This window comes from Chryseobacterium sp. GVT01B (genome assembly GCF_019970045.1).
In the GTDB taxonomy this organism is placed as follows: Bacteria; Bacteroidota; Bacteroidia; order Flavobacteriales; family Weeksellaceae; genus Chryseobacterium.
Genome location: NZ_JAHXYI010000012.1, coordinates 53,103 through 73,140, shown reverse-complemented (window position 1 = coordinate 73,140; position 20,038 = coordinate 53,103). Strand labels below are relative to the sequence as shown.

Below are 20,038 nucleotides of genomic sequence, written 5' to 3'. Positions count from 1 at the left end.
TTGAGGGTGTGAAATTATATTTTTTAAAATTGATATGCAAATAATTTTACAAAATATTTAACAAATGTTTATTCAAAGGTTGTTTTAATTATGTTTATCGTAACTTATTATAGTATTTATTATATTTTAATTAATTGCATTGATTTGTTTTATATTTCACGCATAAGTGTGTTTTTAAGTGTAAATAATTTTATACTCTATATAATTTGTAGGATATTTTTCATTGAAAATCTGTTAATGAAAATATCTTAAGAATATAATTAAAGTGATGTGTTTCATGCATTATTCTCATTTTTAGTTTTTTTTACTGGATTATATGTTTTTGAAATAAAATAATATAGTTTATTCCAGGCTTTTTATTAGATAAATTACTGAGCTGGTAATAGAATGGTATTCTGAATTTTAATCTATAAAGGGGTATAAAAAAGTCTATCCCAAATTTGGGATAGACTTTTACAATATAATTTAAACATATGTCTTAATACACTCTTAATCCGGATCTGGCACCAGTAGAGGCTACTACAGCCTGCATTCTTGTTTTTTGTCCTGCCGAAAACATAAACATTGCTGCATCATTTACATAATCCATATAATTCATAAACATTACCGATCTGTTTTTACCACTACAACGATTATAAAGTGGGTAACTTGGAGTGTTGTAATTTTCAGAGGTCTGTGTAGGAGTATCAGCTACAAGATCATCTCCGCATTTTGCATCCCCCCAGATATGTCTTAGATTCAAATAATGTCCCACTTCATGGGTGGCAGTTCTTCCAAGATTGAAATTAGTTACCGCTCCGGTTTTTCCAAAGTATGGTGCAGGAATTACAACTCCATCATTCCATAATCCGGCAGACTCAGGGAATGTGGCGTAGCCAAGAATGGTTCTTCCATCAGTGCTTACTACTTTACCTACGATCCAGATATTTAAATAATTTGAAGGGCTTGTGGCATCTATTCCTCCGCTGGAAGATTTTTTCATGGTGTCTCGTACCCAGCTTGTAGTTGTGGTTGCCTTACGAACAGTATTAGCTAGTCTGAATTTTATTTTTACATCACCTGCCTTTACTGATTGAAATTCTGTTGGTATTTTGCTTACATCCGTATTGGTTCCGCTATAATCAGCATTTAATACATCAATCTGCTCAGCAATTCTTGCATCAGAAAGATTCTCGGCATCATTACTATATAGAATATTGACAACAACAGGAATCTCAACGGTGCCGTCAGTAAGAACTTTTCCAAGTTGGGTATTTTTGGAGAACATTTCTGTGTTGGCTTCCAGTTCTGTAAACCTCTGTCTTAGTTCCGGGCTTTTTTGTAAATCTTCTTGTCTTATTTCTTCCGAAAAACAATTTCTATTTAACTCAGCTGTTACAGAAGGTGTTGTAGCTGGATCCATTTCATTTTGGCTGGACATGTTGTCATTATTACATGAAAACATTAATCCAAGAGCAAGAGCTCCAAATAATAGTTTTTTCATATCAAAATCATTTTTGTTTACGATGTGAAATTATATTATTTGAAATTAATATGCAAATTATTTTGTTGAATTATTGATAAATAATTATATAAAACATATTTTGTTTGATTATTTGTTATTTAAATGTGATTTGTTTTGAATTTTAATCAATTTTGATTAATTGTTTTATGCTGAACATTTATATGTGTTTTTTAATGTAAATAATTTTGTTTTCTTCATGATTTATAGAAGGCTTTTTATAAATTAATCTAAGAATTGATCTTAAAAAGTAGTTGAACTGATTCGTTCCTGTATGATCTTTTATAATTTTGTTTGGGCTAAATAGAATATGAATAAAAAAATCTATCTCAATTGGAGATAGATTTTAAATATTTTAAAGGAGATTTAAATTTTAATACACTCTTAATCCTGATCTGGCACCAGAAGAGGCTACTACAGACTGCATTCTTGTTTTTTGTCCTGAAGAGAACATGAACATAGCTGCGTCATCTACATAATCCATATAGTTCATAAACATTACAGATCTTTGTACACCGCTGCAAGTATTGTATAGAGGATAGGAAGGTTTTCCGTAATTTGCCGTAGTCTGTGTAGGAGTATCACTTACCAGGTCGTTTCCACAATTAGCATCTCCCCAGATGTGTCTTAAGTTTAAATAGTGCCCTACTTCATGTGTTGCTGTTCTTCCCAGGTTGAAAGGTGAAGAAGCTCCTGTCTTTCCAAAATATGGAGCAGCAATTACAACACCGTCATTCCATAAACCTGCAGATTCAGGGAAAGTTGCATATCCGAGAATTGTACGTCCCTGGCTGGTCATTTTGCTTACAACCCATAAATTTAAATAATTGGTAGGATTGGTCGCGTCAATTCCTCCTTTAGACGCTTTTTTCATATCATCATTGGTAGCCCAGCTGGTTTTTGAAGTAGACTTTCTAACAGTATTTACTAATCTGAATTTTACTTTTGTGTCACCAGAGCTTACGGTCTGGAATTCAGTTGGAATTTTGCTGGCATCACTGTTGGTGCCGGAATAGTCAGCATTTAATACTGCAATTTGCTCAGCAATTCTTGCGTCAGAAACGTTTTCAGCTGTAGTCTTGTAAATCACATTCACTACAACCGGAATTTCTACAGTACCATCAGCCAGAACTTTTCCAAACTTTATATCATTGGCGAATTTTTCTGTATTGGTTTCTAATGCCGCAAATCTTTGCTGAAGTTCAGGACTTTTTTTCAATGCTTCCTGTCTGATTTCTTCAGAAGCACAGCCTCTTTGAGCAAAGCCTGCTGTAGTTACTGCTTCGTCAGTTGTGTTTTCATTTTGATTGGTGATGTTGTCATTGTTACATGCAGACATTACGCTGAGCATAAAAGCTCCAAATAATAGTTTTTTCATATCAAAATCATTTAGGTTGAGAATGTGAAATTATATTATTTGAAATTAATATGCAAATATTTTTCTTATTTTCTTAATGAATTGATAATTATTTACACATTTATTTGGTTTTAATTCATTGTTATTTTAAATGTTTTGAATTTTAATCAATTCTATGAAATGTGTTATTGTGTTTTCTGTTTTTGATTATTTTTCGTGAATACTTTTCATTTAAATTTATTTTAAAAAGAATTTTTTCACGGTAAATTTTAGTTTGCAAAACCATTTTTAATAGCAAATACAGCCAATCCGACACGGGTTTTTAAATCCAGTTTTTCACAAAGCTGATCTCGATAACTTTCCACGGTTCTTGGGCTGCAGCACATTCTGTCTGCAATTTCTTTATAGCTGAGTTCCGTTACAGTATACTTTAGGAATTCTTTTTCTCTGTCAGAAATTCTTACGGCAATTTCGGATTCTGTTTCTTTATTAAGGTTGGAGAAAATAATTTTAGAAGCCCAGTCCGGATAAAAGAATCCATCGCTGTTCAATCGGGTAAGCGCTGTTTCCAGATCTCTTGGGTGGGTGTTTTTTAAAAGGTAACCTTTTGCTCCGCTTTTGATCATTTTAATCACACTGTTGTCGTCACCCTGCATACTAAGTGCCATAATTTTAATGGCAGGATGATTTTTTGTAAGCCAGACAGCGGTTTCAAAACCGTCCATAATTGGCATGCTGATATCTAAAAGAATGATATCCGGAATGGTATTTCCTTCTTCGATTTTTTGGATAAGGTCTTTTCCATTTTCACATACATAGATGACTTCAAACTCGGTAAAATTACCAATAATGCCTTCCAGGGCTTTTGCGATAAGTATATGATCGTCAACAATTACAATAGATTTCTTCATGACTGTTTTTTTAAGATAATATTGATTCGGGTTCCCGTATTTTCCCGGCTTTCCATATGAAAATTTGCCCCTATGATTTCAGCTCTGTTTTTCATATTCGTAAGGCCTATTCCGTTGGATTTGATCTGTGAAGTATCAAACCCGATTCCATCATCGCGGATGTCAAGTTCCCAAAGGATATCTTCGGAAGTATTCAGGCATATAAAAATATTTTTACAACGGGAATGCTTTATACTGTTCTGAATAAATTCCTGTGTGATTCTGAGCAGCATATTTTTATGAACAAAACCTAGATCCAGCTGCTTAAAATTATGTTCAAAGCTTACATGGCACTTTTTAAAAGAATTGGTATTGTCTACTTCTTCCTGTATTAAAGTTACAATTTCCTTTTGATTGATGTTGTCATCTGTCAGTGTTTTAGACAAACTCCTGAGATCCTGCAGAGACTGATTGATAATCTGAGAAACCTGATCAATCCTTTCACTGGCTTCCGGAGCTTTATTCTCGTAAAGCATCTGTTGTACATACAGACTCACCAGGGTTAGTTTCTGGCCGATATTATCATGCAATTCCCTTCCGATCTGCTGCATGGTGGCCTGCTGGATTTCCAATTGGGTGGCCAGAAGCTCTCTCTGATGAAGTTCATTTTTCATCTCGATTTCATTCAGATATTCTCTTTTTCGCTGTCTGTAATTTCTGATATAAATAAATACGGCTATTACAAACATCAGAAAAAAGATGTTGAATGAAATAATGGTTATTAAGAGCTCTGTTTTCCCCATATGAATGAACTTGCAAATAAAATATACATCACTGCTCCTGAAACCTGGAAATATATAAAATAAATATCCCAGATATCTATATATTTCCACAGAAAAGAGTTAAATGTCATAAATGGCTGATTAGCGATATAAAAAAGCGTTATTCCCAGATTAATATAAAACATTCTGTTTTTACTGAAATTGAGAATCTCAGATGAGTTAACCTGTTTGTAAAACTCCATAATAACAAGACCCATTAAAAGTAAACAACCTATGTTGTAATTGAAGGAAAATACTACTTTCTTTTCCGGGAAAAAAAGTGCCCTGAGAATATATGATAAAATATATATGCCTGTCAAAATGTAGAACAGTTTTACTTTCTTTAGAGATTCTTTTGCATACAGCCAATAAAAAAATATAAACTGTAATGGAATCACAAAGTAGTTGTAAAAATTTATTCTGTCTATTTTTAGTGGTTTTTCCCCCCATTTTACAGCTGATTCACACAGAAAAATAAGAATGAGATAAATTGCCAGATATTTCCAGTGTTGTTTTTTTACACGGTTATAATAAATTATAGAGACTAAAGCAGCAAAGGCTTCTCCCCAATACATAAATGACGAAAAAATTTTTTGAATCTCAGTCATACTGTGTTTAAGAATGATAATTAATAAGAAGTGCCCATAGGTGGAGCTGGTGGAATAAGTGTTCCACTGTTTTCTCCAAGGCCTGTGTCAGGGTCTTCTCCTTTGCCTTTGGCTTTATGTGCATTTAACGCTAAGGATTTTCCTTCAACAGTATGAAAAGGATTAAAGTCAAAATCAACAAGCTCTCCTGTTTCGCTGGCTTTTTTTACGGTTGGAATCATCACTAAAGTATGTTTTCCGGCGTATTCTACCGGAACAGGGTGTGAGTCCATAATAGACCAGTTTTCCTGTTTCGGATATGTAGCATAATAAAACCTGATTCCCAGATCTTCGTCAGAAGTTGCAGGGTTTACTTTGGCAGCCTCTTCTTCAATCTTTGCAATAAAATTTTTCAATTTTGGAAGATCAAACCAAATAGAATGAGCGTCCTGAATACCTAAAGCAGTATTAATTGCACTTAAATGGTTTTGACGGTAATTATCGATCAGAGCCTGGATAAGACTATTTGACATTGTTCCAGGTTGCAGCGGATTGTTTGATTCTGTATTCATAGCTTAACGTTTTACGGATGAAACTCAATTAATATGCAAATCTCGGAAAAAATATGGTAGAAAATGTATTCGCGAATAGGGAATTATACTGTTATTTTTACCGTGTTTTTACGGATTGTATGTTTTGTAAAAGAATAAGCGGGTGCAGAAAAAATCCTTCAATATAAATCCTGTCTGAAAGAAGGAGGGCTTTAAAATAAAAAGATCGCTTGAAGAAGCGATCTTTTATTTTTTTAATTTTTTTACAGAACTCTTAATCCTGCACGTGGACCTGATGCTGAAACGGATGCTTGCATTCTGCTGTTTTGTTGTTGTGTAAACATGAATAACGTTGTTTCATCTGAATAGTCCATGTAGTTCATAAACATTACAGAACGTGAAACTCCGCCACATGTTTCGTATCTGGGATAGGTTGGTACACCAGAGTGTTTGGTAATCTGTTGAGGAGTATCACCTGCTAAATCATCTCCGCAATTTGCATCTCCCCAAATGTGTCTGAGGTTCAAATAATGCCCTACTTCATGTACGGTAACTCTTCCTTGGTTGTGAGTGGCATCAGGACCTCCTTCTCCTACATAGTCGTCCATCATCACAACACCATCGTTCCAAAGTCCGGCGTCTTCCGGAAAAGTAGCGTATCCTAAAACATATCCGGTCTGATAAGGCATATAATCTACCACCCAGATGTTTAAATATTGGTTAGGGTTAGTAGAATCCATTCCTCCGGTAGATGCTTTTTTCATTTTATCATCCGGTGCCCATCTGGAAGTCTTTGTGGATTTTCTGTTAATGCCTGCCAATCTGAATTTAATTTTGGTATCACCCGCATTTACAGATTGAAATTCTGCAGGAATCTTAGAGATATCAGCATGAGTGGATGCAAAGGCTTTATTAAGTACATCAATTTGAGAATTTATTCTGGCGTCTGAGACATTATTAGATGCTTTCGTATAAAGGACATTAAATATTACCGGTATTTCTACACTTCCGTCAGGTAAAATCTTACCCATTTTTTTCTGCTCAATAAAACTGACGGTTTGTTGTTCTATCTGAAGCATTCGCTGCATGGCTGCCGGATCTTCAGCAAGATGTTTTCTTCTGAGAATATCAGAGCCGCAAAAAGCTTCTTTGCCAGCTGTAATATTAGTTTCTTCAACATTTGTGTTTTCTGGAGTAACATTTTCTGTCTCATTGTTGTTACATGAAACCATGAGTGTGATTAAAACTCCTAAAATTGTTTTTTTCATAAAATCTCGTTTTTTAATACAAACGAATATATGAGAAATAACAATGCGATATATTTAATTATTTACATATTATTTTATGTTAAATGTACATTATTTATGTTTTATGTGTAAAGTTTACATTTTCAGTGTTGTTTTTTAATGAATGTACTATGGATTGGATTTTTTAATAAGAATATTTTTTCTAAAAATCTGAAATTGGATGAAAATCATTATTTATCAAAAATAAATTGCTTAAAGGTCCTGATGTTAAAAATAAGTGCTGCAAATCACTTTACAGCACTTATTCACAAAAATAATGTATATGAAAAAAACTATTTTATTGTTCAGTAGGTCTGAAAACCAAACCTGTTTCTACGAAATAATCCAAAGTAATTCTGTCTCCGTCATTTACCTTTCCTGCAAGAATCTCTTTAGACAGTTTATTTAATACTTCCTGCTGGATTACTCTTTTCAATGGCCTTGCTCCGAAAGCAGGATCGTAACCTTTTTCCATCAGATAATCTACCGCATCCTGAGTGAAAGTCATAATAATGTTTCGTTTAGATAACATTTCATTGAACCCTCTCAACTGATACTGAACGATTTTTCCGATTTCTTTTTTTCTTAAAGGCTGGAATAATACAATTTCATCAATTCTGTTCAGGAATTCCGGACGTAGTGTCTGTTTCAGCAGATCAAAAACTTCTACTTTTGTTTTATCCACAATTTCATCCTGGTTTTCCTCAGTAAGATTCTCAAAATTCTCCTGAATAAGGTGGGAGCCTAAATTCGAGGTCATAATGATAATTGAATTCTTAAAATTAACCACACGGCCTTTATTATCAGTCAGACGTCCATCATCCAAAACCTGTAGTAAAGTGTTGAAAACGTCCGGATGTGCTTTTTCAATCTCGTCCAAAAGCACCACGGAATAAGGTCTTCTTCTTACCGCTTCAGTCAATTGCCCGCCTTCATCATATCCTACATATCCTGGAGGAGCTCCTACCAATCTTGAAACACTGTGACGTTCCTGATATTCACTCATATCAATTCTGGTCATATTGTTTTCATCATCAAATAAGAATTCTGCCAATGCTTTTGCCAGCTCGGTTTTACCCACTCCGGTTGTTCCCAGGAATAAGAAAGATCCGATAGGTTTTTTATCATCACTAAGACCGGCTCTGTTTCTTCTGATCGCATCAGCAACCGCCTGGATAGCTTCATCCTGTCCTACGACTCTGTGGTGCAGTTCAGATTCCAGATTTAATAATTTATCCCTTTCTGATTGTAATAATTTGGTTACAGGAATACCTGTCCATTTACCAATTACTTCAGAGATGTTTTCTGCAGTAACTTCTTCTTTGATCAGTTCGTTTTGGTGGTTCTGCATTTCCAGCTCAACTTTATTGAGCTCTTCTTCTTTTTCACGAAGTTTTCCATATTGTATCTCCGCTACTTTTGCATAATCTCCGGCTCTGGAAGCTCTTTCTGCTTCATGTTTCAGAGATTCAATATCTTTTTTGATCTGGGTAAGATCTTCACTTTTCTGCTTTTCTTTCAGCCATTTAGCATTGATCTCATTTCTCTGTTCTGAAATTTTAGCAATATCTTCTTTCAGATGATCAATTTTGGTTTGGTTGCCTTCTCTTGAAATGGCTGCCAGTTCAATTTCCAGCTGCATCAGCCTTCTGTCCAGAACATCCAGTTCTTCTGGTTTGGAATTGATTTCCATTCTCAGCTTGGCAGAAGCTTCATCAATAAGGTCGATTGCTTTATCCGGTAAGAAACGGTCTGAAATATATCTTTGCGACATTTCTACAGCTGCAATAATTGCCTCATCTTTGATTCTTACCTTGTGGTGAGCTTCATATTTATCTTTAATACCACGAAGGATCGAAATTGCAGATTCAGTATCTGGTTCTTCCACCATTACTTTCTGGAAACGTCTTTCCAACGCTTTATCTTTTTCGAAATACTTTTGATATTCGTTCAAAGTGGTTGCTCCAATCGCTCTCAGTTCACCTCTTGCCAAAGCAGGTTTTAAGATGTTGGCAGCATCCATAGCGCCTTCACCACCACCGGCACCTACCAAAGTGTGGATTTCGTCAATGAAAAGAATAATCTGCCCGTCAGATTTGGTAACCTCATTCACAACGGATTTCAGACGCTCTTCAAACTCACCCTTGTATTTGGCTCCGGCGATCAAAGCTCCCATGTCCAATGAGAATAAAGTTTTATCCATCAGGTTTTCAGGAACGTCACCGTTGATAATTCTGTGGGCAATTCCTTCAGCAATGGCTGTTTTACCTACACCCGGTTCACCGATAAGGATTGGGTTGTTTTTTGTTCTTCTTGAAAGAATCTGTAAAACCCTTCTGATTTCCTCATCACGCCCGATTACAGGATCCAGTTTTCCTTCTGCTGCTAATTCATTGAAGTTTTTAGCATATTTATTTAAGGATTGGTAGGTTTCTTCTGAACTTGCAGAAGTTGCTTTACTTCCTTTTCTTAATTCTTTTATAGCGCCTTCCAGCAGATTTTTGGTTACGCCCATATCTTTCAGCATTTTGGAAACTTCTGAGCTGGTTTCAAGAAGTGATAGCCATAAATGCTCAATCGTTACATATTCATCGCCCATTTTTTTGGCAATGTTGGGTGCGTCCAATAATACTTTGTTGGCAGATTGTGAAAGGTAAATGTTTCCTCCCTGTACTTTTGGAAGTTTTTCTAAATTTTCACGGTTGCGCTCTCTTACTAAATTAGCGTCTGCTTCAGATTTTTTAAGTAAAAAAGGCGATATATTTTCATCCACCTGAAAGATTCCTTCAAGGAGATGTTGAGGTTCAATACTTTGGTTGCCCAATTCCATAGCAAGCTGTTGTGCTGCCTGGATGGCTTCCTGTGATTTTACTGTATATTGGTTTAAGTTCATATTTTATATATTTTTGGTATTGTGTTCAAAGTTTAGTTTAAAAAACATCAAGAAACCAAATTTTGAGGCTCAGTCTCTTAATGCCATCAATTATTTAATCATTTATTCGATGACTATATCGCAAAAAGTGTTCAATTATTAAATTTACAAAAAAATAGGACAAATTTTCCGGATATTGTATTTTTAACGGAAAATTAACTTGACAAAATTTCCGATTTCGTAATTATTTCTTTGAAATCCATGACCAAATAGTCATACTGTGAGAAGGAACTTCTAACGGGCAGATATGAAAATGGGAGAATTTATTTGATGTAAGTGTTAAAATTCAGCTTTTTATTTTAGAATAATTACTTTTGCATTTTACCAGATGGAACTAAAAGAAAAACAGAGAAAAATATTAGACGTAGCAGTAGAGCTTTTCAAAGAGAAAGGGTATATGGGGAGTTCAGTAAGAGACCTGGCTACGAAACTCAATATCAAGGCAGCATCGCTGTATGCACACATCCGTTCAAAGGAAGAAATTCTGGAATGGATTTGTTTCGGCATTGCGCAGGAGTTTTTCGATGAACTTCAGGAAGTGAAAAATACGGATATTGCTCCAAGGGAAAAACTGAATCTGTTACTGGATAAACATTTATCCGTTGTCCTTAAAAACCGTGATGTTACTCATATTTATTCTAATGAATGGAGACATCTGGAAGAAAAGCTTCCCGAATTTGTAGAGTTAAGAAAAAATTATCAACAGGAAGTTGAAAAACTGATTTCCGAAATCTACATTGCAGAAAACTGGGAACTGAAATCACCATCGTTTACCACAAGATTTATTCTACATACTTTAAACAATTCTTATTTCTGGTTCAAAAGAAGCAGCGATTCTACTGATGAAATTACCGATGAAATTAGAGAGAAAATCCTATATGGTCTGCTGGGAAACCAACATTGATAGGCCCTAGCAAGGAAAATCATTAATACATTTTACATTATACATTTTACAAAAGAAAGCATTAAGCTTTTATCTTGTTATTTAGAATCATTCAAAATATGACAAAAGTCATAAAAATTTTGCCAGCTTATAAAATCTTTTTAAATTTACACCTAACAAATGTTAGTTAGTTTTATGGATTTTGCAGTTGAATATCTGGAGCTGGGTCAGTTGAGACAGCTTCAATCCGACCGGTTGATCAGTTTGATCAGCTATTTGGGAGAAAAATCGGAATTTTATAAAAAGAAATTTGATGAATTACAAATATCTCCACAGGATATAAGGTCGATTGAAGATATCAGGAAACTTCCTATTACTTACAAACAGGATTTAAGAGATAACTATCCATTTGGTTTATTTACCGTTCCTAAGAATGAGCTTCAGCGCATTCACTGTTCCAGCGGGACAACGGGAAAACCAACAGTGGTAGGATATACCAAAGAAGATGTGGACCTTTTCAGCGAAGTAGTGGCAAGATCTTTACATGCTGCAGGAGCTAAACCGGGAATGCAGCTGCACAATGCGTATGGTTATGGAATTTTCACAGGAGGATTAGGTCTTCATTACGGAGCAGAAAAACTGGGGATGAGTGTTCTTCCTATTTCGGGAGGCATGACGGCAAGACAGGTAGATCTGATTGTAGACTTTAAGCCGGAAGTGATTTGCTGCTCTCCATCCTATGCTTTGACTATTGCGGATGAATTTGCCAAAAGAGGAATTTCCGCAGATGAAATCAGTCTTAAATATGCTGTGTTAGGCTCAGAGCCATGGACAGAAATTATCAGAGGTCATATTGAAGAAAAATTAGGTGTTCATGCAACTAATATCTATGGGTTGAGCGAAATTATCGGTCCGGGAGTTTCAATGGAAGATTTCGAAGAAAAAGGAGGTTCTTATATCTGGGAAGATCATTTTTACCCCGAAATTTTAGATCCGGTTACCAAACAGCCGGTTCCTTTCGGTGAAGAAGGGGTATTGGTGATTACAACATTAACGAAAAAAGCAATGCCGCTTCTTCGTTACTGGACCAATGATATTACAAGCCTTTACTATGATGAAAATGCCAAAAGAACAATGGTGAAAATGAAACCTATTGTCGGGAGAGCAGATGATATGCTGATCGTAAGAGGAGTAAATGTCTATCCAAGCCAGATTGAAGATGCTTTTTCCTATGTGGAAGGTGTCGTGCCTAACTACTATTTGACGCCTATTGAAAAAGAACATATGTGTGTCGCTTTGGATATTGATGTTGAAATTGATGATGAGCTGGTAAAGACACAGAAAATAGAAGCAAATACCGATGATTATTTTAATTTTGTCGGAAACTTTGGAAAAAACATAGAAAACGAAATAAAAAAACGGGTAGGAATCACTACGAAAGTGAAAGTTCATGCCCAAGACAGCCTGCCGAAGTGCGAAGGTGGAAAAATTAATAGAATACTTAAAAAATAATGAATTCATTTTATAAACTTAAAACAGTTAAAGTTCAGAAAGATACTTCCGAGGCCGTTAGTGTGGCAGTGGAAATCCCTGAAGAACTGAAAGATAAGTTCAGGTTCAAACAAGGGCAGTATCTGAATTTCCGAATGATGATCAACGGAAATGAGGAAAGACGTTCTTACTCTATCTGTAATGCTCCGAGTGAAAAAAGCAATACACTGGAAGTATTGGTGAAATTGCTTGAGGGTGGAAAAGTATCAGGCTATTTCAATGAGCATCTTCACATGGATGAAATTCTGGAAGTAATGCCTCCAATGGGTGGTTTTAATACGTCTTATCATCCTACAAACGTAAAAACTTACGTTGGCTTGGCTGCAGGAAGCGGAATTACCCCTGTTTTATCCAATATTAAAGAAAGCCTTTATCAGGAACCTAACAGTAATGCTTACCTGTTCTATAGTAACAGAAGCATGAATCATATTTTAAGAAAAGCTGAAATTGATAGGTTGGTAGAACATTTCAATGGCAGACTGAAGGTGATTTATCTGGTAAGCCGTGAAAAACATGAAGATCCTGTTTTTGAAGGAAGAATTTCTTCTGAAAAACTAGAGCAACTATTTGAAAGATACACAGATATTGATGTAAGAGAAGCTACTTATTTCATTTGCGGACCTGCAGAAATGATTAAAGGAATTGCAGACTACCTGAAGAAAGATAAAAAAGTACCTGCTATTCAGGTTTTATTTGAATATTTTACCGCTCCGGATGAAGAAAATACGGAGGAAATGAGTGATGAATTCAAGGCAATAGCCAATATTGAAAGTATGGTAACGGTAATTATCGATGATGATGAATATTCGTTCCATCTTAATTCTAAAAAAGAGAGTATCTTAGATAAAGCATTGAAAGACAATCTTCCTGTGCCTTTTGCATGTAAAGGAGGAGTGTGCTGTACGTGTAAAGCGGAAGTTTTGGAAGGAGAAGTTTTCATGGAGAAAAACTACGCACTTACCGAAGAAGAAGTAGCCAGAGGCTTCGTTCTTACCTGTCAATGTCACCCGACAACCAATGTGGTGATGCTTAATTATGATGTTTAAATTGTATTAACGATTGAATGTAAATTGTATTCATTAATGTATTAATACATTAATACTTTTTACATTTTACAAAAAAACAAAAAAATGGACTTAGAAAAATTTGTACAATACGTACATGACGAAAATAAAGTAGAACCAAAAGATGTAATGCCAGATGATTACAGAAAACTATTGGTTCGTCAGATTTCACAGCATGCCCATTCTGAAATTGTAGGAATGCTGCCGGAAGCGAACTGGATTTCAAGAGCACCTTCATTGAGAAGAAAAATGGCTCTTTTAGCTAAGGTTCAGGATGAAGCAGGCCATGGATTATATCTTTATTCTGCAACAGAAACTTTAGGAGACGGAAGCATCAGAGCAGACAGAGATGCAACTTATGATGATATGTTGGAAGGAAAAGCGAAATATTCAAGTATTTTCAACTATCCTACCTTAAGTTGGGCAGATATCGGAGCAATCGGTTGGCTGGTAGATGGTGCAGCTATCATGAACCAGGTAATGTTGATGGGGAATTCTTACGGTCCTTATTCCAGAGCAATGGTGAAAATCTGTAAAGAAGAATCTTTCCACCAAAGACAAGGATATGAGATTTTAATGGCGCTTTGCCGTGGTACCAAACAACAGAAAGAAATGGCTCAGGCTTCATTGAACCGTTTCTGGTGGCCAGCTTTAATGATGTTCGGACCGAATGACGACAGCTCTCCAAACTCGAAGATCTCTATGAATTACAGAGTAAAAAGAGAAAGTAATGACAGCCTTCGTCAGAGATTTATCGACGTTACTGTTTCTCAGGCAGAATTCTTAGGATTAACTGTTCCTGATAAAGACCTGAAATGGAATGAGGAAAGACAACATTATGATTTCGGAGAACTTCCATGGGATGAGTTTATGGAAATCTTAAAAGGAAACGGACCTTGCAATAAAAAGCGTATTGAAACCAAAAGAAAAGCTCAAAGAGAAAATTCCTGGGTGAAAGAGGCAGCGGTAGCTTTTGCGGAAAAACAAAATGAAAAGGTAAACTAAAAAATTAATGAAAATCTTATTTCAGGTATTATTTTTCTTTATTATTTCAGTTTTGAAAGGACAGGATATAGACAGACTTGCAAATATCCCTTTTACAATAGAAAATAAGAAGGAAATAAGAATTTATCAAGGCCCCGGAACTGCAATCGGAGGAAAAATTTTCAGAATTTATCAGGGAAAAGATGAGGATTGGAAAGCTGAATTGATACAGTGGTTTTTACCTTACTATATAAACAAAGGTGAATCTAAAACGATACCAGGTAAAGTTACTCAACTAAAATCTAAAGATGTACTTGAGAAAGCTTTTGTCACCTTAGAAGCCATGAATATCGGTTATCTTCCTAAAGAAGACCTTTTCAGATATAAAATGTCTCAATCGAAAGCAGTATATGATAATGATGAAAAAGGGTATGTATTGTTTACCAGGGAACACAGTATTACGGACGGTGTTGATTTTTTAGTAAAATACAAGTCAAATAATAAAGAGAATGAATTTCATTATTCTAATCCTGAAAGTTATTTAGAAAATATTCCGGGAATTGATGAATATGAGAGTTTCATGACAATTTTAAAATACATTGAAGTAAATTTCAATATTAAGTTAGATTAAAAAATTAAAATAATGAGTCAATTAGATATGTGGGAAGTGTTTATTCAAACTAAACCGGGATTATCTCACAAACACGTTGGAATTGTACAGGCACCAACAGCAGAAATGGCTTTGCAGAACGCAAGAGACGTTTATACAAGAAGAAAAGAAGGAACTTCTGTTTGGGTAGTTCCAAGTAAATATATTGTGACTTCGGAAGGAATTGACAAAGAAGCATTCTTCGATCCAGCTGATGACAAACTGTATCGTCATCCAACTTTCTACGACATTCCAAACGATGTAAAAAATATGTAATAAGACTTTTGAGATAATAGACGGCTAGATAAAAGACCTTAAGGTTTACTTGTCTATTTTCTATCCATCTATCATCTATCTGTCTTCAAATTGATAAAACAATGAACCCATTATATAATTATTTATTAAAACTCGCAGACGACAGTTTCATTATGGGACAGCGTTTGTCTGCATGGTGCGGTGAAGGTCCTTATTTAGAGGAAGATATTGCATTGACAAACATTGCGTTGGATGAGCTGGGGCAGGCTAATAACTTTTATGTTTATGCTTCAAGAGTAATTGACAACGGTAAAAGTGAAGATGACTTAGCCTTTCTAAGATATGAACACGAATATGTAAATGCACACTGGACAGAACTTCCAAATGAAGACTATGCCCAAACAATTCTGAAAGTGTACGTTTTTGCTGTATATCAGAAACTGATATATGAGGCATTGTCCAACTCTACAGATGAAGAGCTTTCGGCTATTGCTCAGAAATCATTAAAAGAAGTAAGATATCATTATACCCATGCTGCATCATGGATGAAAATTTTCGCTCAGGGTACAGAAGAAAGCAAATCCCGTGTGGTAAAAGCCATTGAAGATATCTGGGAATATACAAAAGGTCTTTTTGCTAAAACAGAAGGTGAAGATGATCTTATTGCCTTGAACATCGTTCCGAATGCAGATGCTCTTTACGAAGAATTCATTGCTATTACGAAGAAAGATTTTGCAGATTTCGGGTTGGAATATCCATCAAATCCTTTTATGCAGCCAAAATCAAGAACAGGATATCATACCGAATATTTCGGATTTATTCTTTGTGAGCTTCAGTATATGCAGAGAGCGTATCCGGGCTGTACTTGGTAACAAGTATGAAAAAGTTACTTCTGGGAATATTTGCTTTTTTTCTTATCGCATATGTGATGTTATGCGTGGGAATCTACTTCTATCAGGAGAAAATTATTTTTTATCCTGAAAAGTTACCGGAGAATTACAAATTTAAATTTGATGGTGATTTTGAAGAAATAACGGTTACAACACAAGATAAAAAACATTTAAACTCCGTTTTATTTAAAGCTCAAAACCCTAAAGGAGTAATTTTTTACCTTCATGGGAACGGAGGTTCATTAAAAGAATGGGGTGAAGTAGCTGAATTGTATACCAATATGAACTATGATACATTTATATTGGATTACAGAGGATACGGAAAAAGTGAAGATAAGATTAAGAATAAAGATCAGCTTTTCTCGGATGTTGAGAGTGCTTACAAGGAGCTCTTGAAAAGATATCCGGAGAACAAAATTATTATTTTAGGATATTCTATAGGAACGGGCTTAGCTGCAAAATTAGCATCAACGCAGAACGCAAGATTATTGATTTTACAGGCTCAGTATTATAGTATGGAAGATGAAATGACTCAAAAATTTTCATTTCTTCCCAAGTTTTTACTGAAATATAATTTTGAGACTGGTAAATATTTAAAAACAGTTAAGTCGCCAGTCGTTATTTTTCATGGTGATAAAGATGAGGTTATTAATTATAAGTCATCCTTAAAACTAAAAAATAGCTTTAAAAAAGGTGATAGCCTGATTGTATTAAAAGATCAGTATCACAACGGAATAACAGATAATTTGGATTATCAGAATTCAATGAAAATAATTCTTGATTCTGGTAAAAAGTAAAATATGAATCAGCTTTTAGATTTATTAAAAACAATTCCCGATCCGGAAATTCCGGTGATTGATATCGTGGAATTAGGAATCGTAAGAGATGCACAGGTCACAGGTGAAAATACTTGTGAAGTGATTATTACGCCTACTTATTCTGCCTGTCCTGCAATGTTTACCATTGAAGAGGATATTATCAAAATGATGAAAGAAAACGGATGGGATGCCAAAGTAGTCACCAAGATGTTTCCGATCTGGACAACGGACTGGTTGACTGATGAAGCGAGAGAAAAACTTCGTGTCTACGGAATTACTCCTCCCGAAAAAGGAGCAGACGAACATCATATCGGGAAACCGAAAAAATGTCCTCGCTGTGGTTCTGAACATACCAAGCAGATCAGCAGATTTGGGTCTACCTTATGTAAAGCCTCTTATCAATGCTTAGACTGTCTGGAACCTTTTGATTATTTTAAATGTCATTAAGGGTAACTATAGATTAATGTACAATTTATCAATAAAATTAACGGATATGCAGAGCATAACGATGCTGTTGTTAGATTGTTAAAATCTTAGGTTGTTACATGAATTTATATTGTTAAATTAGTGCATTGTTAAATAATAAATTAATAAAAACTATGTATACACAACTCGATATTGAAACGCATTTTGACGGGAAGCTTAAAATTGCATATCTGAATCAACCGGAAACAATGAACGCCCTTACCAAGCCGGCTTTATCAGATCTTAGGGATTTTGTTAAAGAATGTAGCGAAGACGAAACGGTAAGATGTGTTGCTATTTCAGGAAGAGGAAGAGCATTTTGCTCAGGTCAGAATCTGGACGAAGCTTTTGTGGTAGGCAAAGAACACCATGATCATGACATCATCAGAAAAATTGTGGTAGATTATTATAACCCTTTAGTGTTAGAGGTTACCCGTTGCAAAAAACCTGTTATTGCTTTAGTAAACGGTCCTGCAGTAGGAGCCGGAGCGATGTTGGCTTTAATCTCTGACTTCGTTTTAGCAAACGAGAAAGCATATTTTGCTCAGGCATTTTCAAATATCGGTTTAATTCCTGATACAGGAGGAACATACTTCTTACCGAAGCTTTTAGGCAGACAATTGGCAAATTATTTAGCGTTTACAGGTAAAAAATTATCTGCTGAAGAATCTAAATCTTATGGTCTTGTTGCTGAAGTTTTCTCAGAGGAAGAATTCGCATCAAAATCAATGGAAATTCTTGAAAGAATGTCGAACATGCCAACCGCGGCAATTAAGCTTACCAAAAAAGCTTTCGCACATTCTTATACCAATACATTGAAAGAGCAGCTTGAGCTGGAAGGAGATCTGCAACAGGAAGCAGCAGAAACAGAAGACTTCATCGAGGGTGTAAACGCCTTCTTACAGAAAAGAAAACCTAATTATAAAGGAAGATAAATTTCGTATTAATGTATTCATGTAAAATGTATTAATGATTTTTAAAACGATTTACATGAATACATTTTACATTAATACATTGTACAAATAAAAATGAATATTGGAATTATCGGTGCCGGAACAATGGGAATCGGCATTGCACAAGTAGCCGCTACGAACGGATGCAAAGTTTGGGTTTATGACGCCAATGCAAAACAAGTAGAAACGGCAACAGTAGGTTTGGAAAAAAACCTGACCAAATTAGTTGACAAACAAAAAATTTCAGGAGAGAAAATGACTGAAATTTTAGCTAATATTTCCATTGCTACAGAATTGAAGGATTTCAAAGATTGTGAGCTGATTATAGAAGCCATTATCGAAAACAAAGACATCAAAACCAAGGTGTTTACAGAGCTTGAAAATTATGTTTCAGAAAACTGTATCCTTAGTTCCAATACCTCATCTATTTCTATCACCTCTCTGGGTGCAGAACTAAAGAAACCGGAGCGTTTCATCGGAATTCACTTTTTCAATCCGGCTCCGTTGATGCCTTTAGTGGAAGTTATTCCATCCTTATTGACAGAAAAAACTTTAGCAGAAAAAATCTACAACCTCATGAAAGAATGGGGGAAAACTCCTGTTATTGCCAAAGATATTCCCGGATTTATCGTCAACAGAATTGCCAGACCTTATTATGGGGAAGCACTTAGAATTGTTGAGGAAAACATCGCAACACCGGAACAGGTGGATGATGCCATGAAAACACTGGGTAACTTCAAAATGGGACCTTTCGAATTGATGGATCTTATCGGAGTCGATGTCAATTTTGCAGTAACAACAACAGTTTACAAAGACTATTTCTACGATCCAAAATACAAACCATCATTACTTCAGCAAAGAATGTCTGAAGCAAAACTTCACGGAAGAAAAACTGGGAAAGGTTTCTATGATTACAACGAAGGAGCAGAAAAACCTGTTGCTCAGAAAGACGATGCTTTATATCAGCAGATCTTTTTAAGAATCATCTCCATGCTGATCAACGAAGCGGTTGAGGCTAAAAGATTAGGGGTTGCCACTGACGAAGATATTGAATTGGCAATGCAGAAAGGCGTAAACTATCCGAAAGGATTACTAAGCTGGGGACAAGAAATCGGGTATGCAAAAATCTCCGAAACCCTACAAAACCTATACGAAGAATATCAGGAAGAAAGGTATAGACAAAGTCCTTTGCTGAGAAAACTATAAAAATATTTAAATCTGCTAGTGAATTGTCATGTTGAGCGAAGTCGAAGCATTTCTCAAGTAGATTATTATATCAAAAAAACTTCATGGATATAGAAGAATTTAGAGCGGAGCTGGAGACCAGGCTTTTAATTGAGAAACAGTATTTAACTCAGGAGGCTTCTTCTGTCAATGCTGAGGAAAGGCTTGAGTTGTTAGGAAAGTTTAATGAGAAATATAAAGAACTGATCAAAAGATTAGCCAACGAAAATGGAATTGATTTAAACGAATCCTACCCCTCTGAAAACTCATCAGATTCAGAAAGTCTTTCATATGAGCAAGTCATTCTGGGCAAAACAATGAGTGTTTACGACAGGTTATCCGATGAGCTGTATGAAGAAATAACAAACATATAATAG

At 35.3% G+C, this 20,038-nt stretch carries 19 protein-coding genes; 12 read left to right on the top strand and 7 right to left on the bottom strand.

All coding sequences use genetic code 11. From position 1 onward, the window contains the following. Positions 1-478: 478 nt before the first annotated feature. From LC457_RS22590 to clpB, 7 genes are all read right to left on the bottom strand, one after another. A complete protein-coding gene (locus tag LC457_RS22590) occupies positions 479-1,483 on the bottom strand; it encodes a zinc metalloprotease (protein ID WP_223601846.1) in 1,005 nt (334 codons plus the stop codon). A gap of 391 nt (positions 1,484-1,874) precedes the next feature. Then, positions 1,875-2,879 (bottom strand): zinc metalloprotease, encoded by a 1,005-nt coding sequence (locus tag LC457_RS22585; protein ID WP_223601845.1) that lies wholly within the window; start codon positions 2,877-2,879, stop codon positions 1,875-1,877. Positions 2,880-3,127: 248 nt separating this feature from the next. After that, on the bottom strand, positions 3,128-3,769 hold the full coding sequence (locus LC457_RS22580) for a response regulator transcription factor (RefSeq protein WP_223601844.1): 642 nt from the start codon (positions 3,767-3,769) through the stop codon (positions 3,128-3,130). Beyond that, positions 3,766-4,551, bottom strand: a complete 786-nt coding sequence (locus LC457_RS22575; RefSeq protein WP_223601843.1) for a sensor histidine kinase — start codon at positions 4,549-4,551, stop codon at positions 3,766-3,768. Before LC457_RS22575 ends, LC457_RS22580 begins: the two co-directional genes overlap by 4 nt. 646 nt (positions 4,552-5,197) lie before the next feature. Then, complete coding sequence (locus LC457_RS22570) at positions 5,198-5,728, bottom strand: hypothetical protein (protein WP_223601842.1); 531 nt, start codon at positions 5,726-5,728, stop codon at positions 5,198-5,200. 242 nt (positions 5,729-5,970) lie between these two features. Further along, entirely contained in the window at positions 5,971-6,975 is a 1,005-nt protein-coding gene (locus LC457_RS22565) for a zinc metalloprotease (RefSeq protein ID WP_223601841.1), read from the bottom strand. 316 nt (positions 6,976-7,291) lie between these two features. After that, on the bottom strand, positions 7,292-9,886 hold the full coding sequence (gene clpB / locus LC457_RS22560) for an ATP-dependent chaperone ClpB (RefSeq protein ID WP_223601840.1): 2,595 nt from the start codon (positions 9,884-9,886) through the stop codon (positions 7,292-7,294). Positions 9,887-10,253: 367 nt separating this feature from the next. On the opposite strand from clpB, the gene LC457_RS22555 reads away from it, so the two are divergent. From LC457_RS22555 to LC457_RS22500, 12 genes are all read left to right on the top strand, one after another. Then, a complete protein-coding gene (locus LC457_RS22555; protein ID WP_223601839.1) occupies positions 10,254-10,829 on the top strand; it encodes a TetR/AcrR family transcriptional regulator in 576 nt (191 codons plus the stop codon). Between the two features lie 174 nt (positions 10,830-11,003). Then, entirely contained in the window at positions 11,004-12,320 is a 1,317-nt protein-coding gene (locus LC457_RS22550) for a phenylacetate--CoA ligase family protein (RefSeq protein WP_223601838.1), read from the top strand. Beyond that, the gene (locus LC457_RS22545) at positions 12,320-13,405 is read left to right on the top strand and encodes a 2Fe-2S iron-sulfur cluster-binding protein (protein WP_047373945.1); all 1,086 of its coding nucleotides are present in this window, start codon (positions 12,320-12,322) and stop codon (positions 13,403-13,405) included. The genes LC457_RS22550 and LC457_RS22545 overlap by 1 nt, the downstream gene beginning before the upstream one ends. Before the next feature lie 84 nt (positions 13,406-13,489). Further along, on the top strand, positions 13,490-14,428 hold the full coding sequence (gene paaA, locus LC457_RS22540; RefSeq protein WP_223601837.1) for a 1,2-phenylacetyl-CoA epoxidase subunit PaaA: 939 nt from the start codon (positions 13,490-13,492) through the stop codon (positions 14,426-14,428). Positions 14,429-14,435: 7 nt separating this feature from the next. Continuing rightward, on the top strand, positions 14,436-15,038 hold the full coding sequence (locus LC457_RS22535; protein ID WP_223601836.1) for a hypothetical protein: 603 nt from the start codon (positions 14,436-14,438) through the stop codon (positions 15,036-15,038). A 12-nt stretch (positions 15,039-15,050) separates the two neighbouring features. Continuing rightward, on the top strand, positions 15,051-15,332 hold the full coding sequence (gene paaB / locus LC457_RS22530; protein ID WP_034703047.1) for a 1,2-phenylacetyl-CoA epoxidase subunit PaaB: 282 nt from the start codon (positions 15,051-15,053) through the stop codon (positions 15,330-15,332). A 101-nt stretch (positions 15,333-15,433) separates the two neighbouring features. Next, positions 15,434-16,183: a 1,2-phenylacetyl-CoA epoxidase subunit PaaC gene (gene paaC / locus LC457_RS22525; protein ID WP_223601835.1), complete on the top strand. Its 750-nt coding sequence runs from the start codon at positions 15,434-15,436 to the stop codon at positions 16,181-16,183. Between the two features lie 5 nt (positions 16,184-16,188). Beyond that, positions 16,189-16,998: an alpha/beta hydrolase gene (locus LC457_RS22520; RefSeq protein WP_223601834.1), complete on the top strand. Its 810-nt coding sequence runs from the start codon at positions 16,189-16,191 to the stop codon at positions 16,996-16,998. Positions 16,999-17,001: 3 nt separating this feature from the next. Beyond that, the gene (gene paaD, locus LC457_RS22515; protein ID WP_047373936.1) at positions 17,002-17,466 is read left to right on the top strand and encodes a 1,2-phenylacetyl-CoA epoxidase subunit PaaD; all 465 of its coding nucleotides are present in this window, start codon (positions 17,002-17,004) and stop codon (positions 17,464-17,466) included. Positions 17,467-17,618: 152 nt separating this feature from the next. After that, positions 17,619-18,419 (top strand): enoyl-CoA hydratase-related protein, encoded by an 801-nt coding sequence (locus LC457_RS22510; RefSeq protein WP_223601833.1) that lies wholly within the window; start codon positions 17,619-17,621, stop codon positions 18,417-18,419. A gap of 93 nt (positions 18,420-18,512) precedes the next feature. Beyond that, positions 18,513-19,643: a 3-hydroxyacyl-CoA dehydrogenase NAD-binding domain-containing protein gene (locus tag LC457_RS22505; protein WP_223601832.1), complete on the top strand. Its 1,131-nt coding sequence runs from the start codon at positions 18,513-18,515 to the stop codon at positions 19,641-19,643. An 83-nt stretch (positions 19,644-19,726) separates the two neighbouring features. Continuing rightward, complete coding sequence (locus LC457_RS22500; RefSeq protein ID WP_223601831.1) at positions 19,727-20,035, top strand: hypothetical protein; 309 nt, start codon at positions 19,727-19,729, stop codon at positions 20,033-20,035. Positions 20,036-20,038: the final 3 nt, after the last annotated feature.